Genomic DNA, 24,510 nt, shown 5'->3' with positions numbered 1-24,510 from the left:
AGCTACTGCTTCGGATACAGCTGCTCCGCGTAGGACGGTCCGTAGTACTCGCGTAGTTCCTCCACCGTCTCGGGAGCCTGCGGAATCAACGCCTTCGTCAGAGTGGCGACATCGGGGATGGCGTCGGCGTCCCACGTCTCGGGCTGCCACAACTTGGACCGCATGAACGCCTTCGCACAGTGGTGGAACACTTCCTCGATGTCGACGACCAGGCACAAGATCGGGCGATGACCCTCGACCCGAAGCTCGTCGAAGAACGGCGCGTCGGTGACCAGGGACGCGCGACCGTTGATGCGAAGGGTGTCGCCGCGGCCGGGGACGAAGAAGTTCAGGCCGACGAACGGGTTCTCGAGAATGTTGCGATAGCCGTCCATCCGGCGGTTGCCCGGCCGCTCGGCGAGGGCGATCGTGGTGTCGTCGAGGACGTGCACCAGACTGCCGGCCGGATCGCCCTTGGGTGAGACGTCGCATCTCCCGCTCGCGTCGGAGGTTCCGAGGAGGCAGAACGGTGAGGCAGCGAGCCACTGCACGTCGAGGGGGTGCAGCGTGCGTCGGTCCTTGTTCGCGGCTCGGAAGCTCGGCGTTCCGCACATCTCGGTCAGCTCGGCGGCGTCACGCACCGTGGTCCACTCCATGACCGTGAATGCTATCGACTCGAACTCCCGGGCGGGAAGCGCTTTTTCGCGGTCGGTGCACCACCGGTGACGAGCGGCCACGATGGCCTGAGAGGATGTTCCACGTGAGTAACCAAGCGTGGATCATCGTCGCGGCGATCGCTGCCGTCCTGCTCGTCGTCCTCGTCGTCGGGCTGGCGCTCTCCCGTCGTCGGAGAGTGTCCCTCAAGTCGGACGAGGCGGCGCGAATCGAGGACGCGGCCACCAAGGACAGATCCGGTGGCTACACCGCGGGCAGCGGTTTCTCGTTCAGTCAGGGAACGGCGACAGCCGAACCCGTGATCCCGAAGGCCCCCAAGCCGGCCGAGCCGAAGCCGGTGGAGCCGCCGCCGGTGGTTCCCACCGCCGAACCGGTCGAATCGGAGACCGTCTGGATCGAGCCGGAAGTGCTCGAACCCGAGGCCCCGGCGACCGATGTCACCGTCGCCGAGCCCGTTGCGCCCGAGCCTCCGGTGGAAGACACCGTTGCTCCTGCGCCTCGCCGGTTGGACACCATCGACCCGACCGAGGGCCGGCTCGATCGTCTCCGTGGACGGCTCGCACGATCTCAGTCCGCGGTGGGCAAGAGCCTGCTGGGACTGCTCGGCGGCGGCGACCTGGACGAGGATTCGTGGGAAGAGGTCGAGGACACCCTGCTGATCGCCGATATCGGTTCGGCGACCACCGCGGAGATCATGCGGACGCTGCGTGAGCAGATGGCGGCCCGCAGTATTCGCACCGAAGCCGATGCCAGGGCCCTGCTGCGCGAAATTCTCGTGGCGCAGTTGCACCCCGAGTTCGACCGGTCCATTCGTGCTCTGCCACACGACGGTGCCCCCGCGGTGTTGCTGGTGGTCGGAGTCAACGGCACCGGCAAGACCACCACCACGGGCAAACTGGCTCGGGTGCTGGTCGCGGACGGGCGGCGGGTGCTACTCGGTGCCGCCGATACGTTCCGCGCTGCTGCGGCCGATCAGCTGCAGACCTGGGCCGAGCGAGTGGGTGCCGAGGTGGTTCGCGGCAAGGAGGCAGCGGATCCGGCTGCGGTCGCCTTCGACGCGGTGAGCAAAGGAATCGAGAACGGCGTCGATGTGGTTCTCATCGACACCGCGGGACGGTTGCACACCAAATCGGGTCTGATGGACGAACTGAGCAAGGTCAAGCGTGTCATCGAGAAGAGGGCCCACGTCGACGACGTTCTGCTCGTTCTCGACGCAACCGTGGGCCAGAACGGACTGACGCAGGCCCGTGTCTTCGCCGAGATCGTGAACATCACAGGTGTCGTGCTGACCAAGCTCGACGGAACCGCGAAGGGTGGCATCGTTTTTCAGGTGCAGCGTGAGCTCGGAGTGCCCGTCAAGCTCGTCGGTCTCGGGGAAGGTGCCGACGATCTGGCACCGTTCGAGCCCGGTGCGTTCGTGGACGCGCTGCTCGGCTGATCGACCCCGCAGGGTGGCCTGCGAAACGGGGAAAAAGCACAAACGCCAGCACGAAACCTTTTTGCAACAGAATCCGGTCATGCGTTCACATGCCCGAAACACCCGAGTGTCACGGATGAAACCTCGTGAAACCACTCTTCTTGCTTAACGGCGCGCCAACCGGTGTGCAGGAGAATGGAGGGTGTACGTGAGTCCCGAGGATATGTTGGCCAACTCCGGCAACGCCGCGTGGATGCTGATGGCAGCATCGCTGGTACTGCTGATGACGCCGGGCTTGGCGTTCTTCTACGGCGGTATGTCGCAGCAGAAGTCCGTGTTGAACATGATGATGATGTCGTTCGGAGCAATGGCCGTCGTCTCGATCATCTACTTCCTGTGGGGCTGGTCGATGTCCTACGGCACCCAGGACATCGGCGGAGTCTTCGCCAACCCGTTCGAGTTCTTCGGACTCAAGGATTCGATCACCGACGCGGACGGCAACTACATCGTCGGAGCATGGGGCTACGCCAACGTCATCGACGTGGCATTCCAGGTCACCTTCGCCATCATCACGGTCGCACTGATCAGCGGCTCGATCGCAGGCCGCGTCAAGTACGGCACCTGGCTCGCCTTCGCCGGTATCTGGGTCACCCTCGCGTACTTCCCGCTCGCACACATGGTCTGGGGTGGCGGACTGCTCTCCGGATCCGAGAACGGTCTTGCGGCAATGATCTTCGGCACCACCGACGACGGTGAAGGCGGACTCGTCGCCAACGTCGCTCCGATCGACTTCGCCGGTGGCACCGTCGTGCACATCAACGCCGGTATCGCCGGTCTGATTCTGGCGATCATCATCGGCAAGCGCGCCGGCTTCGGCAAGGTCGCCTACCGCCCGCACAACCTTCCGTTCGTGATGCTCGGCGCAGCTCTGCTGTGGTTCGGCTGGTTCGGATTCAACGCCGGTTCCGCCTTCGCGGCCGACGGAATCGCCGGTGTGGCCTGGGTCAACACCACCGCAGCCACGGCAGCCGCCATCGTGGGCTGGCTCATCACCGAGCGCATCCGCGACGGACACGCCACCAGCCTCGGCGCCGCCTCGGGCATCGTTGCAGGTCTGGTCGCGATCACCCCGGCCGCAGGCGCACTCACGCCGGTCGGAGCCATGATCCTCGGTGTCATCGCCGGTGTGCTCTCCGCACTGGCCGTCGGCCTGAAGTTCAAGTTCGGTTACGACGACTCGCTCGACGTCGTGGGCGTTCACCTCGTCGCAGGCCTGTGGGGAACCATCGGAATCGGCTTCCTCGGATCCGAGACCGGCCTGTTCTACGGCGGCGACTACAAGCAGCTCGTCGTGCAGATCGTCATCGCACTGTTCGCGCTGATCTTCACCGCCATCGTCACCGCAGTCATCGCGTTCGCGCTCAAGCCTCTCGGCTGGCGCGTGACGGACGAGGAGGAGGCGAACGGCATCGACGAGGCCGAGCACGCCGAGACTGCATATGATTTCGCCTGACAAGGTAGAGATAGACGTGAACGCTGCACCGTACGACAACGGGCACTCGAGGTCTTGTGAAGGGAAGCAAAAATGAAGCTGATCACGGCAATCGTCAAACCGTTCACCCTGGAGGACGTCAAGACGGGGCTGGAGCAGGCCGGCGTACTCGGAATGACAGTCAGTGAAGTTCAGGGTTACGGCCGCCAGAAGGGCCACACCGAGGTGTACCGAGGTGCCGAGTACTCGGTGGACTTCGTCCCGAAGGTCCGCGTCGAGGTAGTCGTCGACGACGCCGCTGTGGAGAAGGTCGTCGAGGTCATCGTCGAGGCTGCACGCACCGGCAAGATCGGTGACGGCAAGGTCTGGGTTTCCCCGGTCGACTCGGTCATCCGAGTTCGCACCGGAGAACGTGGCGCAGATGCACTCTGACCCCAAAGGGTCTCGGGCCGTGGGCCCCGGTTCTGGCGCGAAAGCGTCAGGATCGGGGCCTTCGGTCTCCACGGGCTCCGCATCGAAGGGCACGAGCGATGCTGCAGCAGATCTCGCTCGGGCCAGAAAACAACTACTCGACGGCGGAACACGCAATCGTCGACTCGATGCACCCTCGCTCCGGCAGGCTCTGGTCGATCTCCACGAGTTCTGGCTGACCACCAAAGGTGCCGAGCTCGGGATCAAACCGGACTCCGGCTTCGCGATCGTCGCTGTCGGCGGTCTTGCTCGTCGTGAACTGCTGCCCTATTCGGATCTGGACCTGATCCTGCTGCACGACGATCTCGAACCACGCATCGTCTCCGATGTCGCCGACAAGCTGTGGTACCCACTGTGGGACGCGCACATCAAGCTCGATCACAGTGTGCGCACGGTGCCGCAGGCTCTGCAGGTCGCTGCAGCCGACATGACGGCATCCCTCGGAATGCTCGAGGCGCGTCACATCGCCGGCGACGTCGAATTGAGCAATCTTCTCATCGGCGGCGTACGTCGCCAGTGGCGCAACGGTATTCGAGGGCGTTTCGACGAGCTGATCGAGCAGACCCGCGGACGGTGGTCGCGCAGCGGTGAGATCGCACACCGCGCCGAACCCGATCTCAAGAGCGGCCGCGGGGGACTGCGTGACGTCCAGTTGCTCGACGCCCTCTCCATCGCACAGTTGACCGACGGCATGCCCGGGCTCGGACCCGAATCACCGGGTGGCGGTTTGGCGTTCGCGCACGGACGCCTGTTGGACGTGCGCACCGAACTGCACCGCGTCGCCGGTCGAGCACGGGATCAACTGCGCGCGCAGGACGCCGACGAGATAGGTGCCGCGCTGCGCATCGGGGATCGCTTCGATCTCGCACGAGTGCTGAGCGATTCGGCTCGCACCATCAGCTATTCGGTGGACGTCGGGTTGCGAACCGCAGGCAATTCGTTACCGCGACGGGGTCTTTCGAGACTGCGTCGAGTCCCGGTCAGACGCCCGCTGGACGAGGGAGTCGTCGAACACGGCGGCGAGGTCGTTCTCGCCCGCGACGCTCGACCGAACAAGGATCCCGGCCTGATCATGCGAGTCGCAGCGGCGTCGGCCCAGACCGGAATGCCGATGTCCGCCTCGACCCTGAACCGGCTGTCCGACAGCGCCCCCGAACTTCGGGAACCCTGGCCCAAGGAAGCACTCAACGATCTGCTCGTGTTGCTCGGATCGGGTCGCAAGGCGATCGCGGCGATCGAGGCGTTGGATCGAACCGGACTCTGGGGCAGGCTCATTCCGGAGTGGGGCGCGGTACGCGACCTACCGCCGCGAGATGCGGTGCACACGTGGACGGTCGATCGACATCTGGTCGAAACCGCAGCCTACGCAAGCGCATTGACCACCCGCGTTGCGCGTCCTGACCTGTTGGTGCTCGGCGCACTGATCCACGACATCGGCAAGGGACGCGGCGGCGATCACAGTGTCGTCGGCGCAGATCTGGCCGTCCAGATCGGCAACAGGCTCGGCCTGTGGCCTTCCGACGTGGCATTGCTGACGGCGATGGTGCGATACCACCTACTGCTGCCGGAGACCGCCACCAGACGCGACCTCGACGACCCCGCAACCGTGCAAACCGTCGTCGACGCGCTCGGTGCCGACACGATTCTGCTCGAGCTGCTTCACGCACTGGCAGAAGCGGATTCGCTCGCCACCGGCCCCGGGGTGTGGGGTGACTGGAAGGCCTCGCTCATCCGTGAGCTCGTGCGTCGGTGCAGATTGGTGATGGCGGGGGAGAGTCTGCCCTCACCGGATCCACTCGACCCGGCGCACATCGAACTCGCCGCGCGGGGAGGCGTCCACGTCGACATCGCGCCGACCGACGGGCTGCACACCTTCGTCGTCACCGTCATCGCCCCCGACACGCCCGGGCTGCTGTCCGATGCCGCGGGAGTCCTCGCACTGCACTCGCTGCGCGTGCTCTCGGCCTCTCTCGGAAGTCACGAGGGATCGGCGATCAACTCGTTCGACGTCGCGCCGCTCTTCGGCTCCCCGCCGCAGGCCGGTCTGCTGCGGCAGGAGATCATCCGCGCTCAGGCCGGCGAACTCGACCTCGTCGCCGTGCTCGACGCCAAGGAACGCGACGCAAGAGCCGACACCGTCGAGGACGACGCAGAGGATTCGGCCGTCCCGGTTCTCTACGCTCAAGCTCCGCCTCGGGTGCTCTGGTTCGACGACAACGAACCAGGTCAGGTGGTACTCGAGCTACGAGCTGAGGACCGGCTCGGTCTGCTCTGCCGGTTGGCCAGCGCGATCGAACAGCAGGGATCCGACATCCGGTGGGCACGCGTGTCGACCCTGGGCAGCTCGGTGGTCGACTCGTTCTGCATCGACCTGGCGGGAGCAGACAGCAGGGCGGTGCGCGAGGACCTCGAGCGAGCGATCCTCGCGGTCGTACCCGCCCCCGAACCGCCCAAGCCTCCGGAAAAGCCGGAAGGCACCTGACCGCGGGTCGGAATGCGACAGCAGACCGACTCGCGCTGGTGACTTCTCACGAACTTCCGGCCGACGGGACTGCCGCCGATGCCGATTTGTTACATTCGTCCCCACGCAGAAACGACACTCTCAGCCGTTCCTGCACACTCCACACTGCTCGAACCACATCGTTCCTGCTGGAACCATGTCGTTCCTGCAGGCTCCGCACTGCTGGAACCACGTCGTTCCTGCAGGCTCCACTCCTGGTCATTCGAGAGGCACGAACTGTGGGATCCCACCGACGGTCGACCGTCCACACACCGACCGACTTCGCAGCGCGTCCCACGGGCGGCAGGCACCGCGCCGTACCGGACAGCCCCGTCGTCGGTCGACGGGCGGCCACCATCGTCGCCGCGACCGGCGCGATCGTCGTCGGCGCGACGTCGATGGGTGCAGGCACCGCCGCGGCCGCGCCGATTCCGGAGCCACCCGCAGCCGGACTCCCGTTCGCCGTGCCGGAGGGACTACTGCCCGCTGGATTCGAGCTACCCCAGTTCGAGCTACCCCAGCTCGAGATCCCGCAGTTCGTACCCCCACAGCTCGCGCCCCCGCTTCCGCCGTCGCAGCCCGCACCGCCCGAGGCCGCGCCTGCCGAAACCGCGCCCGCTGCGGAACCAGCACCCGCACCGACCTCCGACCCACTGGCCGCATTCGGAGCCGATCCCGGCGCTGCCGCCCAGCAATGGCTCGACGATGTCGGCCTGGGGCAGCTGGGAGCCGGTGTTCAGTCACCCCTCGAGAGCCTACGCTCGCTGAAGAAGGGCACAGTGCAGCCCGTGGCAGGGGTGTTGACCTCCAACTTCGGCTCGCGATGGGGCACCCAGCACAGTGGCCTCGATATCGCGGCACCCATCGGAACGCCCATCTACGCCGCCGCCGACGGCACCGTGTCCGACGCAGGACCGGCATCCGGCTTCGGTCTCTGGGTCAAGGTGCGGCACGACGACGGCACCGAGACGGTCTACGGACACGTCAACGACTTCTCCGTTCATCCCGGCCAGCGTGTGTCGGCCGGTGAGCAGATCGCCACCGTCGGCAACCGTGGCCAGTCGACAGGCCCACACCTGCACTTCGAGGTGCACGATCCCTCCGGCGTCAAGGTCGACCCCGCGCAGTGGCTCGCCACCCGGGGTGTGGCAGTGACGTGGAACGATTCCGCGCGCAACGCCTGACCGGTCGGCATCGACACGTTCGACACGACAGTCGAACGCCCCAGCGACGACGAGGCGTGCTGCCGCTAGTCTGGTGACCGTGCCGGATTCGGCTCGTTTTCGGTGATCGGCTAGCTCAGGAGTGCAATCGGTGTTCGAATCCCTTTCCGACAGGTTGACCGGGACTCTCAAGGACCTGCGTGGCAAAGGTCGACTGTCCGGCGCGGATATCGACGCCACGGCCCGTGAGATCCGTCTGGCCCTGCTCGAAGCGGACGTGGCACTGCCCGTCGTACGTGAATTCATCAACCGCATCAAGGTCCGGGCCAAGGGTGCCGAGGTCTCGGGCGCGCTCAACCCGGCCCAGCAGGTCGTCAAGATCGTCAACGAGGAACTGGTCGGCATCCTCGGCGGCGAGACTCGCAGGCTCGTCTTCGCCAAGAACCCGCCCACGGTGATCATGCTCGCCGGTCTGCAGGGTTCGGGTAAGACGACGCTGGCGGGCAAGCTCGCGAAATGGCTCAAGGGCCAGGGCCACACCCCACTGCTCGTCGCGTGCGACCTTCAGCGTCCCGGTGCCGTGAGCCAGCTGCAGATCGTGGGCGAGCGCGCCGGTGCCGCCGTCTTCGCGCCGCACCCCGGCACGTCCATCGGCGGCGGCGACAATGCACTCGGAGTCTCGGCAGCGGATCCCGTCGAGGTTGCCAGGGCCGGCATCGCCGAGGCTCGCAGCAAGCAGTACGACGTGGTCATCGTCGACACCGCAGGTCGCCTCGGCATCGACAGCGAGCTGATGAATCAGGCCGCGGGAATTCGCGACGCGGTCGAGCCGGACGAGACACTGTTCGTTCTCGATGCGATGGTCGGTCAGGACGCCGTCAGCACCGCCGAGGCGTTCCGTGACGGCGTCGGCTTCACCGGTGTCGTACTCACCAAGCTCGACGGCGATGCCCGGGGCGGTGCTGCGCTGAGCGTCCGCGAGGTCACCGGCCAGCCGATCATGTTCGCGTCGACCGGTGAGAAGCTCGAGGATTTCGACGTCTTCCACCCCGATCGCATGGCGAGCCGCATCCTCGGCATGGGCGACGTGCTGAGCCTCATCGAGCAGGCCGAGCAGCACTTCGATGCCGAGCAGGCCGAGGCGACGGCCAACAAGATCGGCTCGGGGCAACTCACGCTCGACGACTTCCTCGAGCAGATGATGGCCGTCCGCAAGATGGGGCCGATCGGAAACCTGCTGGGCATGCTGCCCGGTGCCGGCCAGATGAAAGAACTCGCCAACGTCGACGAGAAGCAACTCGACCGGGTTCAGGCCATCATCCGCGGCATGACGCCGCAGGAACGTACCGACCCGAAGATCATCAACGCGTCACGACGGTTGCGTATCGCGAACGGTTCGGGCGTCAAGGTCTCCGACGTCAACCAGCTGGTCGACCGGTTCTTCGAGGCTCGCAAGATGATGTCGGCCATGGCCGGTCGGATGGGCATGCCGGGCGCGCGCAAGCAGGTACGGAACAACAAGAAGGGTAAGAAAGGGAAGAAGGGCGCTCGCGGTCCGACGCAGCCGAAGATCCGCGGTGGATTCCCCGGCATGCCGGGTGGAATGCCGGCGGGAATGCCCGATCTGTCGTCCATGCCCAAGGGCCTCGACCAGTTGCCGCCAGGGCTGGAAGGCATCGACCTCTCGCAACTGAAACTGCCCAAGAAGTAAGCGCGCGCACGTGTCGGCCATGCGGGTGCGGGGCCGCGGACTGCCGGACGGGACGGAGATCGACCTCTGGATCGAGGGCGGTGTTCTGTCCACCGAGCCCATTGCGGATGCGGATTTCGTCCACGACGGCGGGTGGGTCCTGCCCGGCCTGGTCGACGCCCACTGCCATGTCGGGATCGAATACGGCGGGGGACACACCGACCTGATCGGGTCGATCCGACAGGCCGAGACCGAGCGAGGCGTCGGCGCGCTGCTGCTGCGCGACGCCGGGTCCCCGGTCGACACACGCGCCCTGGACGAGTACGAGGACCTACCTCGCATCATCCGAGCGGGCCGCCACATCGCATCACCCAAGCGATACATCCCGGGTCTGGCGATCGACATCGAGGACGAATCGCAACTGCCCGAGGCGGTGGCTCAGCAGGCCCGGTTCGGCGACGGCTGGGTCAAGCTCGTCGGCGACTGGATCGACCGCTCGGTGGGAGATCTCCGGCCACTGTGGAACGACTCGATCCTCGTCGACGCCATCGCTGCCGCCCACGCCGAGGGAGCGCGGGTGACAGCCCACGTGTTCGGCGAGGATGCTCTGCCCGGTCTGATCGCGGCGGGAATCGACTGCATCGAGCACGGCACCGGTCTGACCGACGAGACCGTCGAGATGATGGTCGACCACGGCACCGCTCTGGTACCGACGCTGATCAACATCGAGACGTTCCCCGGCATCGCCGATTCCGCCACCCGGTATCCGGTCTACGCCCGGCACATGCGGGCGCTCCACCAACGCGTCGCCGCCACCGTCGGACGAGCCCATGACGCAGGCATTCCCATCTACGCAGGTACCGATGCCGGTGGATCGATCGCGCACGGACGCATCGCCGACGAGGTAGCCGCGCTGGCCGCCGTGGGTCTCTCTCCGACCGACGCGCTCGGTGCTGCCTGCTGGGACGCCCGGTCGTGGCTGGGTCGGCAGGGACTCGAGCACGGCGCGCCCGCGGATCTGGTCGTCTACTCCGACGATCCGCGAGGGGGACCGGACGTGCTGGCCGATCCGGAGCTGGTGATCCTGCGCGGACGCGTGACCGATCGGCGCGGCCGCACGACGAACGGGCCGGTGGGCCGAGGGTGACCGATCCGAGAAGCGATGCAGGACAGCCCGATCCGAACCGACCCAGCTGGGCCGCAATGGCACCGATGAATCGAATCGAGCAGCAGGGTTCGGGGTTGTCCGAAACCTACTGGCGAGCCGAGCAGGCCGCGCTCGAACGCAGAAGCGGTCAACGGTGGGGACTGCCGGCCGCGGCGCTCGTGCTGGGGCTCAACCTGGCGGGATTTCTGATACTCGGGCTCGTCGTGACGTCGGACGCCTCGGCCGTCTTCGTGGTGGGCATCATGATTCCGAGCCTTCTCGCTGCGGGCGTGGCGGTGGCCGTCTCGACGACCCGAGGAAATGGACCCGTCGTCGACTTCGGCCTCCCCAGGTCGACCCCCGAATTCCTCGGTCACCTCCGATCCGGGTTGGCGTGGGGTGGCGTCGCGGTGGTCGGTGGCCTCCTGCTGGCGCTGATTCTGTTGTCCGGTATCGAGTTGGACGATCCGATGCCGCTCGGCGACGTCACCGACACGACCGTCGGCTGGAAAATCGCTCTGGCCGTGTGGATCTGGCTCGGTGCACCGATCTGCGAGGAAACGATGTTCCGCGGCATGCTGTGGGGAGCACTCGAGAAACGCACCCGCCCGATGCCCATGGCCTGGTTGGGCAATCGATGGGTCGTCCTGGCGATCACCGCGGTGGTGTTCGCGATCTGGCACCGCGAGTGGTGGCGCTTCGTGGTGCTGCTGTGGGGTGGATTCTCGATCGGCATCGCACGGATGCGTTCCGGTTCGATCGTCGCGTCGACCACGGCGCACTCGGTGAACAACACCCTCCCCGCCCTGGTGGTCCTGTTCGCGTGAGGTGAGGAGTCCACAGGCCCGATTCACCGATCGAGCCGCCCGTCTGGCACAATGAACAGCTGTTCGCCCGTCTTCCGGTTACGTACCGCGCGGCGGTCACAACAACCCTCAACGCAAAACCGGGCTCGCATGCCGTGCGAACCGCTGAATTGCGCCGTGACCAACTTTCGAAAGGCTCCACCAGAACATGGCTGTCAAGATCAAGCTCATGCGTATCGGCAAGATCCGCACCCCGCACTACCGCGTCGTCATCTCCGATGCTCGCACCCGTCGTAACGGCCGTGCGATCGAGACCATCGGCACGTACGAGCCCAAGCAGGACCCCAGCGTCATCGAGATCGACTCCGAGCGGGCTCAGTACTGGTTGGGCGTCGGCGCACAGCCGACCGAGCCTGTCGAGGCACTGCTCAAGATCACCGGTGACTGGCAGAAGTTCAAGGGCCTCCCCGGTGCCGAGGGAACCCTCCGCGTCGCCGAGCCCAAGCCCTCCAAGCTCGACCTGTTCAACGCAGCGCTGGCGCAGGCCGACTCCGAGCCGCAGGGCGAGGCCACCACCGCCAAGAAGAAGAAGGCTCCGAAGGCCGACGACGCCGCCGCGGAGACCACCGACGCTGCAGCAACCGAGACGGCAGACGCGCCGGCCGCCGAGGCTGCTGAGAAGTGAGTGCCGTTGTCGCCGATGCCGTCGAACATCTCGTTCGCGGCATCGTCGCCAATCCCGATGACGTTCGCGTCGAGATGATCACCGGCCGTCGTGGCCGCACCGTGGAAGTCCACGTGCACCCCGACGATCTGGGCAAGGTCATCGGCCGTGGCGGTCGTACCGCTACGGCGCTGCGCACGCTCGTCTCGGGAATCGGTGGTCGCGGCATCCGTGTCGACGTGGTCGACACGGACCAGTAGGTCACGTACCCATCATGGAGCTGGTCATCGGCCGTGTCGCGAAGTCGCACGGCATCAAAGGCGAAGTCGTCGTCGAGGTTCGCACCGACAACCCCGACGACCGCTTCGCCGAAGGAACCGTTCTCTCGGGCCGCAGGCCCCGATCGAACGCGGAACCGGCCTCGTACACAGTGGAAGCCGTCCGGGAACACTCCGGACGGCTTCTGCTGCGTCTGAACGGTATCGACGACAAGACTGCCGCTGACCAACTGCGCGGCATATTGTTCGTCGTCGAATCCACCGACCTACCGCCGTCCGACGATCCGGACGAGTACTACGACCACGAACTCGAAGGCCTCACGGTGATCCTGACCGACGGCACCGTCGTCGGAACGGTCCGCGAGGTCCTCCACTCCGCAGCGGGGGAGCTGCTCTCCATCACGCCGAGTCCGGGCTTCGGCGAAGCCACCCGCGCCGAAATTCTCGTGCCGTTCGTAGCGGCCATCGTGACGACGGTGTCGTTGGCCGACAAGACGATCGAGATCGATCCGCCCGAGGGTCTGCTGGATCCGGAGTAGATCGTGCGCCTCGACGTCGTCACCATCTTTCCCGAATACCTCACGCCGCTCCGAACTGCGTTGCTGGGCAAAGCAATCGACCGCGGCCTCGTCTCGGTCGAGGTTCACGATCTGCGGTCGTGGACTCACGATGTGCACAAGGCCGTCGACGATTCGCCCTACGGCGGCGGGCCCGGAATGGTCATGAAGCCGACAGTGTGGGGCGACGCACTCGACGACGTGCTCACAGACGATGCTCTCCTCGTCGTCCCGACCCCGGCCGGCGTGCCGTTCACCCAGCGGACAGCCGAGCGATGGTCCTCCGAGCAACATCTCGTATTCGCCTGCGGCCGATACGAAGGCATCGACCAACGCGTGTTCGACGACGCCGCGCGTCGCGTGCGTGTCGAGGAAGTCAGCATCGGCGATTACGTGCTCATCGGCGGCGAGGCGGCCGTCCTCGTCATGGCCGAGGCCGTGGTGCGACTGATGCCGGGGGTTCTGGGCAATCAACAGTCTCATCAGCAGGATTCGTTCTCCGACGGTCTGCTCGAAGGGCCGAGCTACACGCGTCCCGCTCGGTGGCGCGATCTCGACGTTCCGTCGGTGCTGCTCTCGGGTGATCACGCGAAGATCGCAGCGTGGCGTCGAGAGCAATCATTGGACAGGACCGCCGAGCGTCGTCCGGACCTGCTGCAGGACTGACGAATTCAGCTGACGGTGCCGTCGGGAAAGAGCATCGAGACGAATCCGGTGAGAGTTTCCCTTGCGTGCAGTGCGCTGGCGTCGTCGCTGACGTCGACGACGGCGGTGTCCGGATAGCTTTCCATGTCGTCCGCGTAGAAGATGTCCTCGCGTGAGGACAGAGCCAGAACGTAGCGGTTGTCGACACCGATCGTGCCTGTCGACAGGTGCACCCACCGATCGGACACGCAGCACATCCAACCCTGTTTCACAGCGTGCACGCTCTCTCCGGGAAGACCGTCGACGATCCCGAAATGCTGTTTGTAGCCGTCCGCGGCAATCGGTGCCGAACGCCGCAGCATTCCGATCACCACGTCGGTCGATGCAGTCGTCAAACCGCCGCTGCCGCCCAGCAACCCCGCGTAGTAACCGACCAGGTCACTGGGCGTGGTCTCGGTGTTGTACCACTGGTCGTCGCCGGGAGCTGTGGTACTCGTCAGGCCGTAGCGAGCTGCGACCGTGCGCACGATGTCGGACGAGCCGTAGCGGTACCAGAGCGTGTACGCGGCGTTGTCGTCGGACAGCTCGAGCATGCTGGTCATGGTGGCCAGATCGTCGGCGGAGACCGGGCGGTTCTCCGACTGCGCTCGGAACAACACCTCGTCGGCGATGAAGAGCTTGGACACCGACGCGGTTTCGACCTGAACATCGGCATTGCTGCTGTAGTAGGAGCCCGTCTGACGATCCAACAGCGCGAAATCCACATCGGCGCCACGGGCCCGGGCCGACGCGATCGCCATCGGGATACGAGCTTCGAGGGCGACGCCGTCGACCTTGTCCATATCGGGAAAGGGCGATGCCGACGTCTCGGCGGTCTCCTTCGACGCGGAGTCACCGACCTGATCGTCGGGAGGAACCGAACAGCCGACCAGCAGCAGGGAGGCGCAGGCTGCAGCCAGGAATCGAGACAACCTGACCATCCGCGAAACTCTCCCACACGTTGAACCGCCGACCGACTCGTCCCACAGTAGCGGTAGGGTCCATCGCCGTGACCACTGCTCTGAAATCTGTGAACAAGCGCATAGCCGAAGAACTCGACGTTCGTGAAGAACAGGTTCGTGCCGCCGTGGAATTGCTCGACGGCGGGTCGACGGTCCCGTTCATCGCGCGCTACCGCAAGGAAGTCACCGGCACCCTCGACGACACGCAGCTGCGTCAGCTCGACGAGCGGCTGCGGTACCTGCGCGAGCTCGACGAGCGCAGAGACGCCGTCATCGAGTCCATCCGCTCGCAGGGCAAGCTCGACGAAGCGCTCGAGCAGTCGTTGATGCTGGCCGACACCAAGGCTCGCGTCGAGGACATCTATCTGCCGTTCAAGCCCAAGCGCCGAACCAAGGCTCAGATCGCACGGGAGGCCGGGCACGAGCCCGTCGCCGACGCCCTGTTCTCCGACCCCACCACCGACCCGGCCCAGTTCGATCAGGAGCAACTCGACGGCGCGCGGGCGATTCTCGTCGAGCGTTTCGCCGAGGACGCGGATCTGGTGGGTGAACTGCGCGAACTGATGTGGACGTCCGGCAAGCTCGTCGCGTCCGTTCGCAAGGGCAAGGAGGAAGAGGGTGCCAAGTTCTCCGATTACTTCGAGTTCTCGGAACCGTTCACCAGCCTGCCCTCGCACCGCATCCTCGCCACGCTCAGAGGCGAGAAGGAAGAAGTACTCTCGCTCGGCTTCGAGCCCGAGCGAGACGAACCGACCCCCGGCGTCCCGAGCGTCTACGAGGGTCGGATCGCTACCAAGTTCGGGATCGCGAATCGAGGACGGCCCGCCGACAAGTGGCTGCTCGATACCGTCCGATGGGCGTGGCGTACCAAGATGCTGGTGACCGTCTCCCTCGATACCCGCATGCGACTGCGCCAATCGGCCGAGAAGGACGCCGTCGACGTGTTCGCGAGCAACCTCAAGGACCTGCTGCTCGCCGCGCCCGCGGGCAACCGCACCACGATGGGCCTGGACCCGGGCTTCCGTACCGGCACCAAGGTCGCGATCGTCGACGCCACCGGAAAGGTCGTCGACCACGACACCATCTACCCGCACAAACCGCAGGGCAAGTGGGATCAGGCGGTGGCCACCCTCGCCGGACTCGCCGCCAAGCACAAGGTCGAACTGATCGCCATCGGCAACGGCACCGCATCGCGTGAAACCGACTCGCTGGCAGCAGAATTGATCGCCAAGTTCCCTGCCGCCAACCTGACCAAGGTGGTGGTGTCCGAGGCCGGAGCGTCGGTGTACTCCGCCTCCGCGTATGCCTCGAGCGAGCTGCCCGAACTGGACGTGTCGATCCGCGGTGCCGTCTCGATCGCCCGCAGGTTGCAGGATCCGCTGGCCGAGCTGGTCAAGATCGATCCGAAGTCCATCGGCGTCGGGCAGTACCAGCACGACATCTCCGAAACTCTGCTGGCCCGATCTCTCGGCGCCGTCGTCGAGGACGCGGTGAACGCCGTCGGCGTCGACGTCAACACCGCGTCGGTACCGTTGCTCTCGCGGGTCTCCGGTATCGCCGGCTCTCTTGCCGAGAGCATCGTGGCACACCGTGACCAGAACGGTCCGTTCTCCAGCCGCAGCACACTCAAAGACGTTCCGCGCTTGGGGCCCAAAGCTTTCGAGCAGTGCGCCGGATTCCTCCGCATCTCCGGGGGAGAGGATCCACTGGACCGGTCGAGTGTTCACCCGGAGGCATATCCCGTCGTGCGGCGCATCGTCGGCAAGGCCGGCGTCGGGGTGCGCGAGGTCATCGGCAACACAGCACTGCTGCGCGGGCTCGACCCCGCCGAATTCGCCGACGACCGATTCGGTCTGCCCACCGTCACCGACATCATCTCCGAACTCGAGAAGCCGGGCCGCGATCCACGTCCGGAGTTCAAGACCGCGACCTTCGCCGCCGGTATCGAGAAGGTCGCCGACCTGGTGCCCGGCATGACGCTCGAGGGAGTCGTGACCAACGTGGCGGCGTTCGGGGCGTTCGTCGACGTCGGTGTGCATCAGGACGGGCTCGTGCACGTCTCGGCGATGTCGCACAACTTCGTCAAGGACCCGCGTGAGGTCGTCAAGTCCGGTGACGTCGTTCGCGTCAAGGTGATGGAGGTCGACATCCCCCGTCAGCGCATCGGTCTGAGTCTGCGGCTGGACGACGAACCCGGCGCGTCCGGCGGCAAGGACGCCAACCGCGGACAGCAGGGTGACCGTCCGCGAGGCCAGGGGCGGGGCGCGGGCGCGCATCAGGCCGGCCGCGGACGAGACGCACGCCCGCAACGGGATCGTCGTACGGCCGGGGGCGCCGGTGCGGCGACACCGGCTGCCGGTTCCATGGCCGACGCGTTGCGGAAGGCGGGATTCGGAAAATAGCGAACGGTTCCTCGGTCGATGCTGCCCTGGGTGGTCCCGGACGCGAATAGGGTGAAACGCGATCACCGGTCGTTCGGCAGGAAGGACGTGAGGCACACGTGAGGTGGTTGCAACACGGGGTCATCGATCACGGCCGCCTGCCGCTGCTGTGTTTCCTGCTGGGGCTGTTGGCGGGGTTCCTCCTGATCCGCCTCAGCGTCAGAATGATTCGCGCAGACGTGAAATGGTGGCCGGGAAACATCACGCCCGGGGGTCAGCACATCCACCACGTCGTGTTCGGAATCGTGCTGATGCTGCTGGCGGGGATCGGCTTGATCGCGGTGTACGTCGACGGTTCCGAGCCGGTCGGCGCGGCGTTGGCGGCTATCTTCGGCATCGGCGCCGCTCTCGTCCTCGACGAGTTCGCGTTGATCTTCTATCTCCGTGATGTCTACTGGTCCGAACAGGGCCGCACGTCGGTCGACGCCGTGTTCGCGGCAGTGGCGTTCACCGGCCTGCTGCTGCTCGGCTACCACCCCCTGGAGTTGCTCAGCCCGGCCGACTTCCGGGCCGATCCCGACCCGTGGGTGCGTGGCACCCTGGCGGTGTTGGCCCTGGCCAATCTCGCGCTCGGTGTCATCGTTCTGCTCAAGGGCAAGATCTGGACCGGACTGCTCGGGCTGTTCGTCCTGCCGATCCTCGTTCTGGCCGCAGTGCGGTTGAGCAGGCCGAGCGCACCGTGGGCGAGGTGGCGCTACACCACCAGGCCTAAGAAGATGGAACGCGCTCTGCGCCGAGAGAAGCGGTGGCGACGACCGATCATCCGGGCCAAGATCTATCTCCAGGACGCGATCGCCGGGAAGCCGAGCATCGTGCATGCACGTGAGGCCACCGAGGATGAATTGGCGCGGACGGTTCTACCTGCGCCGATGGCGAGCGGGACGGTTGCGGGCCGCGAAGCGCCGATTTCGTCGAACGCCTGATGGTCTGGCACAATGGTCGGGTTGCCTCTAGCAGGCACGGACCTCACTCGGAGTACGAACCAGTCGAGCCGTTGCATCAGCGAGCCGCTCGGTTCCTCTACTCATGCGCAGAACGCAAGGATGGCACAACCGATGAACACTCTGGACTTTCTCGACAATCAGTCGCTGCGTAGCGACATCCCCGATTTCCGCCCCGGCGACACGCTGAACGTGCACGTCAAGGTCATCGAAGGCTCGAAGGAGCGCATTCAGATCTTCAAGGGCGTCGTCATCCGACGTCAGGGCGGTGGCGTTCGCGAAACGTTCACGGTCCGCAAGGTCTCGTTCGGCGTCGGCGTCGAGCGCACCTTCCCGGTGCACAGCCCCAACATCGCGCAGTTCGAGGTCCTCACCCGTGGTGACGTCCGCCGCGCCAAGCTCTACTACCTCCGCGATCTGCGTGGCAAGGCCGCCAAGATCAAGGAAAAGCGCTGACCGGTTCCGCCCGGACACTTCAGTTCACACCATGCCGCGTTGCCCGTCAGGGCGACGCGGCATGGTGCTTTCCACCCGCTGCCGTCCCACGTTTCTCCCGGCCGGCGAGCGGATCGACAGCCGCGAACCGCCCATGCGCACACCGTCCGGCCGTGCGGGCGACGGTTCCGGCTAACCTGATCACGTGACGCAGTCCCCACAGGATCCAACCGACGAGCCCGACGACGAGTCTTCACGGAAGAAGCGTCGGGAACGCAAGCCCCGATCGTTCTGGCGTGAGCTTCCCATTCTCATTCTGGTAGCGCTGGTACTGAGTTTTCTGCTCCAGACATTCGTTGCCCGGGTCTATCTGATCCCGTCCGAATCGATGGAGCCGACCCTGCACGGCTGCACCGGCTGCACCGGTGACCGCATCGTGGTGGAGAAGATCGGATACCGGTTCGGCGACCCGAAGCCCGGCGACATCGTCGTCTTCCGCGGCCCGGATTCGTGGAACGACGAATTCGTGTCACAACGGTCCGACAACGCGGTGATTCGGGGAGCACAGGAAGTCGGCTCGCTGATCGGCGTAGTCGCTCCCGACGAGAACGATCTGGTCAAGCGCGTCATCGCCACCGGCGGTCAGACCGTCGAATGCTGCGACGACCAGGGTCGAGTCCTCGTCGACGGACAGCCGTTGGACGAGCCGTACATCCAGATGGATTTCCCGTTCACCCCGGGGACGATGACGTGCGACACCGAGTTGAAGTCCGGACGGTGCTTCGACCCCGTCACCGTGCCGGAGGGCAACATCTGGGTCATGGGTGACAACAGGAGCAACTCGCGGGATTCCCGGTATCACGTCACCGACGAGCTCACCGGCACCGTTCCCCTCGACAACGTGATCGGTAAGGCCGTGTTCATCGCGCTGCCGCCGTCACGAACCGGCATCCTGGATTCTCCTGACATCCAAGGTCGATGACTTCAACCCCCAGGCGTGCGCCGCGTGCGCGCGCAACCCTGACTCGGTCGTCGTGGCCGCCGCGTCCGGTCATCCGCCGAGCGGCAGGCCTACGGACGATGGAATCCGCGCTCGAGCGCAACGGTCTCGGACCGGTCGCTGGAGTGGACGAGGCGGGACGAGGAGCATGCGCCGGTCCACTGACCGTTGCGGCGTGTGTTCTCGGTGCGCGGGCTCATGCCGCTCTCGCGGACCTGGACGACTCGAAGAAGCTGACCGAGCGACGACGCGAGGAACTCTTTCCCAAGATCCAGAGGCTGGCACTGGCATGGAGCGTGGTGTCGATCGATGCGGCCGAGATCGACCGCATCGGAGTCCACGTGGCGAACATCGAGGGAATGCGACGCGCGGTTGCCGGGCTCGGCATGACCCCGGGCTACGTACTCACCGACGGCTTTCGAGTACCCGGTCTTCCGGTTCCGTCGTTACCGGTGATCGGCGGCGACGCCACCGCGGCGTGCATCGCCGCGGCGAGCGTGCTGGCGAAAGTCTCTCGGGATCGATCGATGGTGAAGATGGACGAGTCGATTCCCGGCTACGGATTCGCCGTGCACAAGGGGTACAGCACGCGCGCACATTCCGCCGCGATGATCGCCCTCGGCCCGAGCTGCGAACATCGAATGTCCTACGCGAACGTCGCAGCGGCGGCCGCAGGGCTCTCTCGTGACGCCGTCGACGCCCTGGGGCGAATGGACTGCGGCGACGCCGGTACGCGATGATTGCAGTTCACGCCCGACTGGAGGATGAAAGAAACCGATGAGTGCCGAAGATCTCGAAAAGTACGAAACCGAGATGGAGCTCTCGCTGTATCGCGAGTACCGGGACATCGTGGGTCAGTTCAACTACGTCGTCGAAACCGAGCGTCGGTTCTATCTGGCGAACTCCGTCGAACTCATTCCGCACAACGCCGACGGTGAAATCTACTTCGAATTGCGAATGTCCGACTCGTGGGTGTGGGACATGTATCGCCCCGCCCGATTCGTCAAGCATGTCCGCGTGATCACCTTCAAGGACGTCAACATCGAAGAGTTGGACAAGCCAGATCTTCGCCTGCCGGAATAGTTCTCCTCGTCCGACGGTGCGGCGTGGCCGAGCCGCCCGAACATCGGGCTCGAGTGGACGTGCCGCACATCCGGCTCGGAGGGACGGGCTGCGAACCGCCTGATTCGAATCGGTCGTCGAAGTTCCGATCGTATTGCCGGACGAAAAGCTGGACACCCGGCCAAATCGGTCCGCATGTTCTGTTTCTGTGTTCGATGTCCCGAAGATTTGTTCTGCTTCGAACGGTGCAGGTGGGTAGTGCAGGTGAAAACGATTGCGCAACAGGGTTATTCGATATCAGCGATTACTCACTCGAAAAGCCGTCGAATTTCTGCACCGATATTCGTCGATTCGACACGTCGCGAAACGCTTGCAGTTCTTTGCGTGAAAACGAGAATGGGTGGTAGAACTTGAATATCACATCCCCCAGACGTGTAAGAGGTACGAGATGGCACGCAAGACACTTGTGCAGATGATCGACGATGTAGACGGTTCGGTCATCAAAGAAGGCCAAGGTGAATCCATCGAATTCGGCATCGGTGGAAACCAGTACCGCATCGATTTGAATCTCAAGCATGCGAACGAATTGCACGAACAGTTGGCATTCTGGATCGAGCATGCCGAGAAGATTTCCGGCCGCCGCACCCGTAAGGGCGGCGCTGCAGCACCGGTTCGCGGCAAGGTCGATCTGCAGGACATTCGAGCGTGGGCACGCGAGAACGGCCACGAGGTCAGTGCCCGTGGGCGCATCAGCCAGGATGTGCAGGCGGCCTACGAGGCTGCTCACTGACCGTTCTTCTCGAACCGAGTCGCGAGGTCTCGGCACCGTTTTCGTATCGGTACTTTCGCCGTCGTACCGATACACCGCATCAGCTCCGTCCGAATCCGGACGGAGCTTTTTGCTTGTCGGGTCTGTTCTCGGCCGTGCTCGAGTCCTAGCACGGCCGTCCGACACAGTGGGCGAATCGCCGCTGATGATCGGACCGTTGTTCCCCAGCCGAACAGTTGTCCACAGGGCAATCGTCCACCTGCGCTTTCTTCGCTATTGCTCTTCCGGGTCGTGCCACCGTCGAGACGACCGAATCGACCGCATTGCGCGGTCGGAGAGTGGAGGAATGGCGGACATGGCAACCAACCAGGAACTCGGTGCGCGCGGTGAGGAACTCGCGGTGCGCTATCTCGAAGACATCGGCCTGGATGTGGTCGAGCGGAACTGGCGGCATCGAACCGGTGAACTCGACATCATTGCGCGCGAGGGCGAGACAGTGGTGTTCGTCGAAGTGAAGACCCGATCGGGAATCGGATACGGAACGCCCGCCGAAGCGGTGACGTACGCGAAACGGACGCGGATCAGAGGGCTCGCGCTGCGGTGGCTTTCTCTGCAGCAGGGACCGTGGGTGCAGATCCGCTTCGACGTGATCGCGATAGTGGTCGGTCCGCACGACGAACCGGTCATCACGCACGTTCGGTCGGCATTCTGATGCCGCTCGGGAGAGCGCATTCGGTGGCGGTCAACGGGGTCGATGGTGTGCTGGTGGAAATCGAAGCAGATGTCGGGCAGGGCCTGCCCGGTACGCATCTGGTCGGGTTGCCCGACACTGCTCTCAACGAATCGCGTGATCGCGTGAAAGCCGCCGTGAAGAATTCGGGTGGCACCTGGCCGGACAGTCGGGTGATTCTCGCGCTGTCACCCGCGACGTTGCCCAAGGGCGGATCGGTGTACGACCTTGCGCTCGCGTTGTCGGTTCTCGATGCCGCGAAGGCGATTCCGCGCGGATGCCTGTCCGACACCGTATTTCTGGGTGAGTTGGCACTCGATGGCAGGCTGCGCGCAGTTCGCGGGGTCCTCCCCGGGGTGCTCGCGGTCAAGAGTGCGGGGTGGCAGCGGGTGGTCGTCCCGCTGCAGTGCCTACCCGAGGCGGGTCTGGTGGACGGAATCGAGGTGCTGGGTGCGGGTTCGCTCGGGGACGTGGTGGCGTGGCTTCGTGGTAAGCAGGCCCTCGAGTCGCCCGTACCGACCGAATGGCACGAGCAGGCCTACCCGGATCTCAGTGATGTCGCCGGACAGGCCGACGCGCGATGGGCCCTGGAAGTCGCCGCTGCGGGCGCGCATCACATCATGCTGACCGGGCCGCCGGGAATAGGAAAAACGATGCTCGCGCAACGGCTTCCGGGAATTCTCCCGCCGCTGACCGAATCGGAAGCGCTCGAAGTGACCGCCATTCACTCGGTGGCGGGTCTGTTGACCACGGCGCGGCCTCTGATCACGTCGCCGCCGTTCATCGCGCCACATCATTCGACCTCGGTGAGTGCCTTGGTCGGGGGCGGAACCGGAATGGCCAAACCGGGAGCGGTCAGCCGAGCACATCGGGGAGTCCTGTTCCTGGACGAGTGCGCCGAGATGAGCGTTCGAGTACTAGAGGCATTGCGTACTCCGTTGGAGGACGGTGAGATTCGCATTGCTCGCCGTGACGGTGTTGCCAGGTACCCGGCCAGATTTCAGTTGGTTCTCGCAGCCAATCCGTGCCCGTGTGCGCCGGCGCGACAAGTGGACTGTGTCTGCCCGCCAATAGCGCGGCGCAAGTATCTCGGCAAGCTGTCCGGGCCGTTGCTCGACCGTGTCGATCTGCGCATTCAGATGATGGGTGTGGCGACGGGCGCACTGGTCGACGACGTGGGGGAGGGTACGAGCGAGATACGCGCACGCGTGACCGGGGCCAGGGACGCCGCTGCGGAGCGGTGGCGGGAGTTCGGGTGGAGGACCAATGCGGAGGTGCCGGGACCCGCTCTGCGCCAACGATTTCGATTGGCGCGCTCGACACTCGCTCCGGTCGAGCGGGCGTTGCGCAACGGATCGCTCACCGCGCGCGGCGCAGACCGAGCCATTCGGGTGGCGTGGACGCTGAACGATCTCGCCGGCGGCGCGGTCCCCGGTGCCGACGAGGTAGGAGCCGCGTTGGACTTCAGGGACAGGGGAGTGGCATGACACACGACTCGCGACGACTGGCCTGGGCGTATCTCTCCCGCGTGGCGCAGGGCCCGCATCGACCGGTGGTCGATCATGCTGCAGCTCACGGTCCCGAATCGACGGCAGCAGCGGTGCGGGCCGGTGGGCTGGGGGAGCGGCTCGCGGTTCGCGCACACCTCGACACCGCGGCAGCAGACCTCGATCACATCGCTGCGCTCGGAGGCCGATTGATCACCCCGGACGACGACGAGTGGCCGGCGTGGCGCTTCCTCGGATTCGACGGACCGGGTATGACCGCAGGGGTGGACACCTGTCCACCGATTGCATTGTGGGCGCTGGGAACTCGTCCGGTCGCGACGATCACCGAGCGATCGGTGTCCATCGTGGGGACACGCGCATCGAGTCCCTACGGTGATCATGTGACGGCGGAGATATCGTCCGATCTGGCGCTCGACGGCTGGACCGTCATCTCGGGAGCGGCTTTCGGCATCGATGCCGCGGCACATCGAGCGGCCCTCGGAGTCGAGGGAACGACGATGGCGGTACTCGCCTGTGGCGTCGATCGTGCGTATCCAGCGGGCCATTCGCGGCTGTTGCGGCAGATCGCTGCTCACGGACTGGTTCTCAGCGAGTATGCGCCGGGCACGACCCCGGCGAAGCATCGCTTCCTCGCTCGCAACAGGCTCGTCGCGGCACTCGGATCGGCTGTGGTGGTCGTCGAGGCCGGGTGGCGCAGCGGTGCACGCAACACGGCGGCGTGGGCAGCCAAACTGGGCCGTCCGGTGCTCGCGGTACCCGGTCCGGTCACCTCACCCACCTCGACGGGTTGTCATCGCATGATCCGAGAGGGCGAGGCCGTGCTCGTGTCGAGCTCTCACGACGTGGTCGCCGAGGCGGGCGTACTCGGGTCGCCCGAGGAGTCTCGGCCCGAGCTCTTTCGCGAGACCGATGCGCTCTCGGACACCGCCCTGTTGATCTACGACGCGTTGCCGGCGACCGGATCGTTGTCGAGTCGAGAGTTGTCCGAGCACTCCGGTGTGCCGCTGAGCAAGGTGCGTGCATCCCTGCCGGTACTGGAGATGGACGGATTCGTGGCCAGCGACGAGACCGGATGGTTCCGCGTGGTGCGTGGATGAGCGCACCACGACCTCGAGCCCGAACGGTAGGGTGTTAGGTAA

General features: G+C 65.4%; 24 protein-coding genes. 22 read left to right on the top strand and 2 right to left on the bottom strand.

All coding sequences use genetic code 11. From position 1 onward, the window contains the following. Window positions 1-2: 2 nt before the first annotated feature. Window positions 3-635 carry an MSMEG_1061 family FMN-dependent PPOX-type flavoprotein gene (locus CH296_RS24425; RefSeq protein ID WP_094685870.1) on the bottom strand — a complete coding sequence of 211 codons (633 nt, stop codon included), beginning with the start codon at window positions 633-635 and terminating at the stop codon, window positions 3-5. Window positions 636-739: 104 nt separating this feature from the next. On the opposite strand from CH296_RS24425, the gene ftsY reads away from it, so the two are divergent. The 12 genes from ftsY to trmD all read left to right on the top strand — a co-directional run bounded on the left by ftsY (window position 740) and on the right by trmD (window position 13,505). Next, window positions 740-2,092 (top strand): signal recognition particle-docking protein FtsY, encoded by a 1,353-nt coding sequence (gene ftsY, locus CH296_RS24420; protein ID WP_045199895.1) that lies wholly within the window; start codon window positions 740-742, stop codon window positions 2,090-2,092. Between the two features lie 202 nt (window positions 2,093-2,294). After that, complete coding sequence (locus CH296_RS24415; protein ID WP_176459326.1) at window positions 2,295-3,584, top strand: ammonium transporter; 1,290 nt, start codon at window positions 2,295-2,297, stop codon at window positions 3,582-3,584. Between the two features lie 72 nt (window positions 3,585-3,656). Next, a complete protein-coding gene (locus tag CH296_RS24410) occupies window positions 3,657-3,995 on the top strand; it encodes a P-II family nitrogen regulator (protein ID WP_019664269.1) in 339 nt (112 codons plus the stop codon). After that, window positions 3,985-6,516: a [protein-PII] uridylyltransferase gene (locus CH296_RS24405; protein WP_094685970.1), complete on the top strand. Its 2,532-nt coding sequence runs from the start codon at window positions 3,985-3,987 to the stop codon at window positions 6,514-6,516. Before CH296_RS24410 ends, CH296_RS24405 begins: the two co-directional genes overlap by 11 nt. 257 nt (window positions 6,517-6,773) lie before the next feature. Next, window positions 6,774-7,718: a M23 family metallopeptidase gene (locus tag CH296_RS24400; RefSeq protein WP_045199891.1), complete on the top strand. Its 945-nt coding sequence runs from the start codon at window positions 6,774-6,776 to the stop codon at window positions 7,716-7,718. Between the two features lie 130 nt (window positions 7,719-7,848). Beyond that, window positions 7,849-9,408, top strand: coding sequence for a signal recognition particle protein (gene ffh / locus CH296_RS24395; protein WP_032398352.1), 1,560 nt, complete (start codon window positions 7,849-7,851; stop codon window positions 9,406-9,408). Window positions 9,409-9,427: 19 nt separating this feature from the next. Then, window positions 9,428-10,534: an amidohydrolase family protein gene (locus CH296_RS24390; protein ID WP_094638054.1), complete on the top strand. Its 1,107-nt coding sequence runs from the start codon at window positions 9,428-9,430 to the stop codon at window positions 10,532-10,534. After that, complete coding sequence (locus CH296_RS24385) at window positions 10,531-11,361, top strand: type II CAAX endopeptidase family protein (RefSeq protein ID WP_179277806.1); 831 nt, start codon at window positions 10,531-10,533, stop codon at window positions 11,359-11,361. Before CH296_RS24390 ends, CH296_RS24385 begins: the two co-directional genes overlap by 4 nt. A 187-nt stretch (window positions 11,362-11,548) precedes the next feature. Further along, complete coding sequence (rpsP, locus tag CH296_RS24380; RefSeq protein WP_032397793.1) at window positions 11,549-12,025, top strand: 30S ribosomal protein S16; 477 nt, start codon at window positions 11,549-11,551, stop codon at window positions 12,023-12,025. Continuing rightward, window positions 12,022-12,264: an RNA-binding protein gene (locus tag CH296_RS24375; RefSeq protein WP_027496687.1), complete on the top strand. Its 243-nt coding sequence runs from the start codon at window positions 12,022-12,024 to the stop codon at window positions 12,262-12,264. The genes rpsP and CH296_RS24375 overlap by 4 nt, the downstream gene beginning before the upstream one ends. Window positions 12,265-12,278: 14 nt before the next feature. Next, a complete protein-coding gene (gene rimM / locus CH296_RS24370) occupies window positions 12,279-12,821 on the top strand; it encodes a ribosome maturation factor RimM (protein ID WP_045195597.1) in 543 nt (180 codons plus the stop codon). A 3-nt stretch (window positions 12,822-12,824) separates the two neighbouring features. Then, entirely contained in the window at window positions 12,825-13,505 is a 681-nt protein-coding gene (gene trmD, locus CH296_RS24365; protein WP_032397795.1) for a tRNA (guanosine(37)-N1)-methyltransferase TrmD, read from the top strand. 5 nt (window positions 13,506-13,510) lie between these two features. Here the strand turns inward: trmD and CH296_RS24360 are convergent, their stop codons facing one another. Then, the gene (locus CH296_RS24360) at window positions 13,511-14,464 is read right to left on the bottom strand and encodes a serine hydrolase (RefSeq protein ID WP_094631787.1); all 954 of its coding nucleotides are present in this window, start codon (window positions 14,462-14,464) and stop codon (window positions 13,511-13,513) included. Window positions 14,465-14,532: 68 nt separating this feature from the next. Between CH296_RS24360 and CH296_RS24355 the strand changes: the two genes are divergently transcribed. The 10 genes from CH296_RS24355 (at window position 14,533) to dprA (ending at window position 24,468) form a co-directional block, all read left to right on the top strand. Next, a complete protein-coding gene (locus CH296_RS24355) occupies window positions 14,533-16,887 on the top strand; it encodes a Tex family protein (RefSeq protein WP_179275654.1) in 2,355 nt (784 codons plus the stop codon). 107 nt (window positions 16,888-16,994) lie between these two features. Then, window positions 16,995-17,849 carry a hypothetical protein gene (locus CH296_RS24350; RefSeq protein WP_094685968.1) on the top strand — a complete coding sequence of 285 codons (855 nt, stop codon included), beginning with the start codon at window positions 16,995-16,997 and terminating at the stop codon, window positions 17,847-17,849. Between the two features lie 132 nt (window positions 17,850-17,981). Continuing rightward, window positions 17,982-18,323 (top strand): 50S ribosomal protein L19, encoded by a 342-nt coding sequence (gene rplS, locus CH296_RS24345; RefSeq protein WP_027496692.1) that lies wholly within the window; start codon window positions 17,982-17,984, stop codon window positions 18,321-18,323. A gap of 184 nt (window positions 18,324-18,507) precedes the next feature. After that, window positions 18,508-19,284: a signal peptidase I gene (gene lepB, locus CH296_RS24340; RefSeq protein WP_032397798.1), complete on the top strand. Its 777-nt coding sequence runs from the start codon at window positions 18,508-18,510 to the stop codon at window positions 19,282-19,284. Then, window positions 19,281-20,042 (top strand): ribonuclease HII, encoded by a 762-nt coding sequence (locus CH296_RS24335; RefSeq protein ID WP_082073708.1) that lies wholly within the window; start codon window positions 19,281-19,283, stop codon window positions 20,040-20,042. The genes lepB and CH296_RS24335 overlap by 4 nt, the downstream gene beginning before the upstream one ends. 37 nt (window positions 20,043-20,079) lie before the next feature. After that, a complete protein-coding gene (locus tag CH296_RS24330) occupies window positions 20,080-20,385 on the top strand; it encodes a DUF2469 domain-containing protein (protein WP_008717288.1) in 306 nt (101 codons plus the stop codon). A gap of 427 nt (window positions 20,386-20,812) precedes the next feature. Then, window positions 20,813-21,154, top strand: a complete 342-nt coding sequence (locus tag CH296_RS24325) for an Lsr2 family protein (protein WP_094657011.1) — start codon at window positions 20,813-20,815, stop codon at window positions 21,152-21,154. 334 nt (window positions 21,155-21,488) lie between these two features. Next, window positions 21,489-21,845, top strand: coding sequence for a YraN family protein (locus CH296_RS24320; RefSeq protein WP_094657250.1), 357 nt, complete (start codon window positions 21,489-21,491; stop codon window positions 21,843-21,845). After that, the gene (locus tag CH296_RS24315) at window positions 21,845-23,350 is read left to right on the top strand and encodes a YifB family Mg chelatase-like AAA ATPase (protein WP_094685869.1); all 1,506 of its coding nucleotides are present in this window, start codon (window positions 21,845-21,847) and stop codon (window positions 23,348-23,350) included. The genes CH296_RS24320 and CH296_RS24315 overlap by 1 nt, the downstream gene beginning before the upstream one ends. Further along, on the top strand, window positions 23,347-24,468 hold the full coding sequence (gene dprA / locus CH296_RS24310) for a DNA-processing protein DprA (RefSeq protein WP_094631786.1): 1,122 nt from the start codon (window positions 23,347-23,349) through the stop codon (window positions 24,466-24,468). The genes CH296_RS24315 and dprA overlap by 4 nt, the downstream gene beginning before the upstream one ends. The last annotated feature ends 42 nt before the right edge of the window (window positions 24,469-24,510 follow it).

Origin of the sequence: Rhodococcus sp. 14-2496-1d, from assembly GCF_002259365.1 — a bacterium.
Lineage (GTDB): Bacteria > Actinomycetota > Actinomycetes > Mycobacteriales > Mycobacteriaceae > Rhodococcoides.
This window is presented reverse-complemented; position numbering and strand designations above follow the sequence as displayed.

Coding starts and splice junctions, on each gene's coding strand:
- CH296_RS24425 (WP_094685870.1), bottom strand. CDS start 635: ATGGAGTGGACCACGGTGCGTGACGCCGCCGAGCTGACCGAGATGTGC.
- CH296_RS24330 (WP_008717288.1), top strand. CDS start 20,080: ATGAGTGCCGAAGATCTCGAAAAGTACGAAACCGAGATGGAGCTCTCG.
- CH296_RS24315 (WP_094685869.1), top strand. CDS start 21,845: ATGCCGCTCGGGAGAGCGCATTCGGTGGCGGTCAACGGGGTCGATGGT.
- rimM (WP_045195597.1), top strand. CDS start 12,279: ATGGAGCTGGTCATCGGCCGTGTCGCGAAGTCGCACGGCATCAAAGGC.
- CH296_RS24360 (WP_094631787.1), bottom strand. CDS start 14,464: ATGGTCAGGTTGTCTCGATTCCTGGCTGCAGCCTGCGCCTCCCTGCTG.
- CH296_RS24410 (WP_019664269.1), top strand. CDS start 3,657: ATGAAGCTGATCACGGCAATCGTCAAACCGTTCACCCTGGAGGACGTC.
- CH296_RS24405 (WP_094685970.1), top strand. CDS start 3,985: ATGCACTCTGACCCCAAAGGGTCTCGGGCCGTGGGCCCCGGTTCTGGC.
- CH296_RS24320 (WP_094657250.1), top strand. CDS start 21,489: ATGGCAACCAACCAGGAACTCGGTGCGCGCGGTGAGGAACTCGCGGTG.
- CH296_RS24415 (WP_176459326.1), top strand. CDS start 2,295: ATGTTGGCCAACTCCGGCAACGCCGCGTGGATGCTGATGGCAGCATCG.
- CH296_RS24325 (WP_094657011.1), top strand. CDS start 20,813: ATGGCACGCAAGACACTTGTGCAGATGATCGACGATGTAGACGGTTCG.
- CH296_RS24335 (WP_082073708.1), top strand. CDS start 19,281: ATGACTTCAACCCCCAGGCGTGCGCCGCGTGCGCGCGCAACCCTGACT.
- dprA (WP_094631786.1), top strand. CDS start 23,347: ATGACACACGACTCGCGACGACTGGCCTGGGCGTATCTCTCCCGCGTG.
- rplS (WP_027496692.1), top strand. CDS start 17,982: ATGAACACTCTGGACTTTCTCGACAATCAGTCGCTGCGTAGCGACATC.
- CH296_RS24390 (WP_094638054.1), top strand. CDS start 9,428: ATGCGGGTGCGGGGCCGCGGACTGCCGGACGGGACGGAGATCGACCTC.
- rpsP (WP_032397793.1), top strand. CDS start 11,549: ATGGCTGTCAAGATCAAGCTCATGCGTATCGGCAAGATCCGCACCCCG.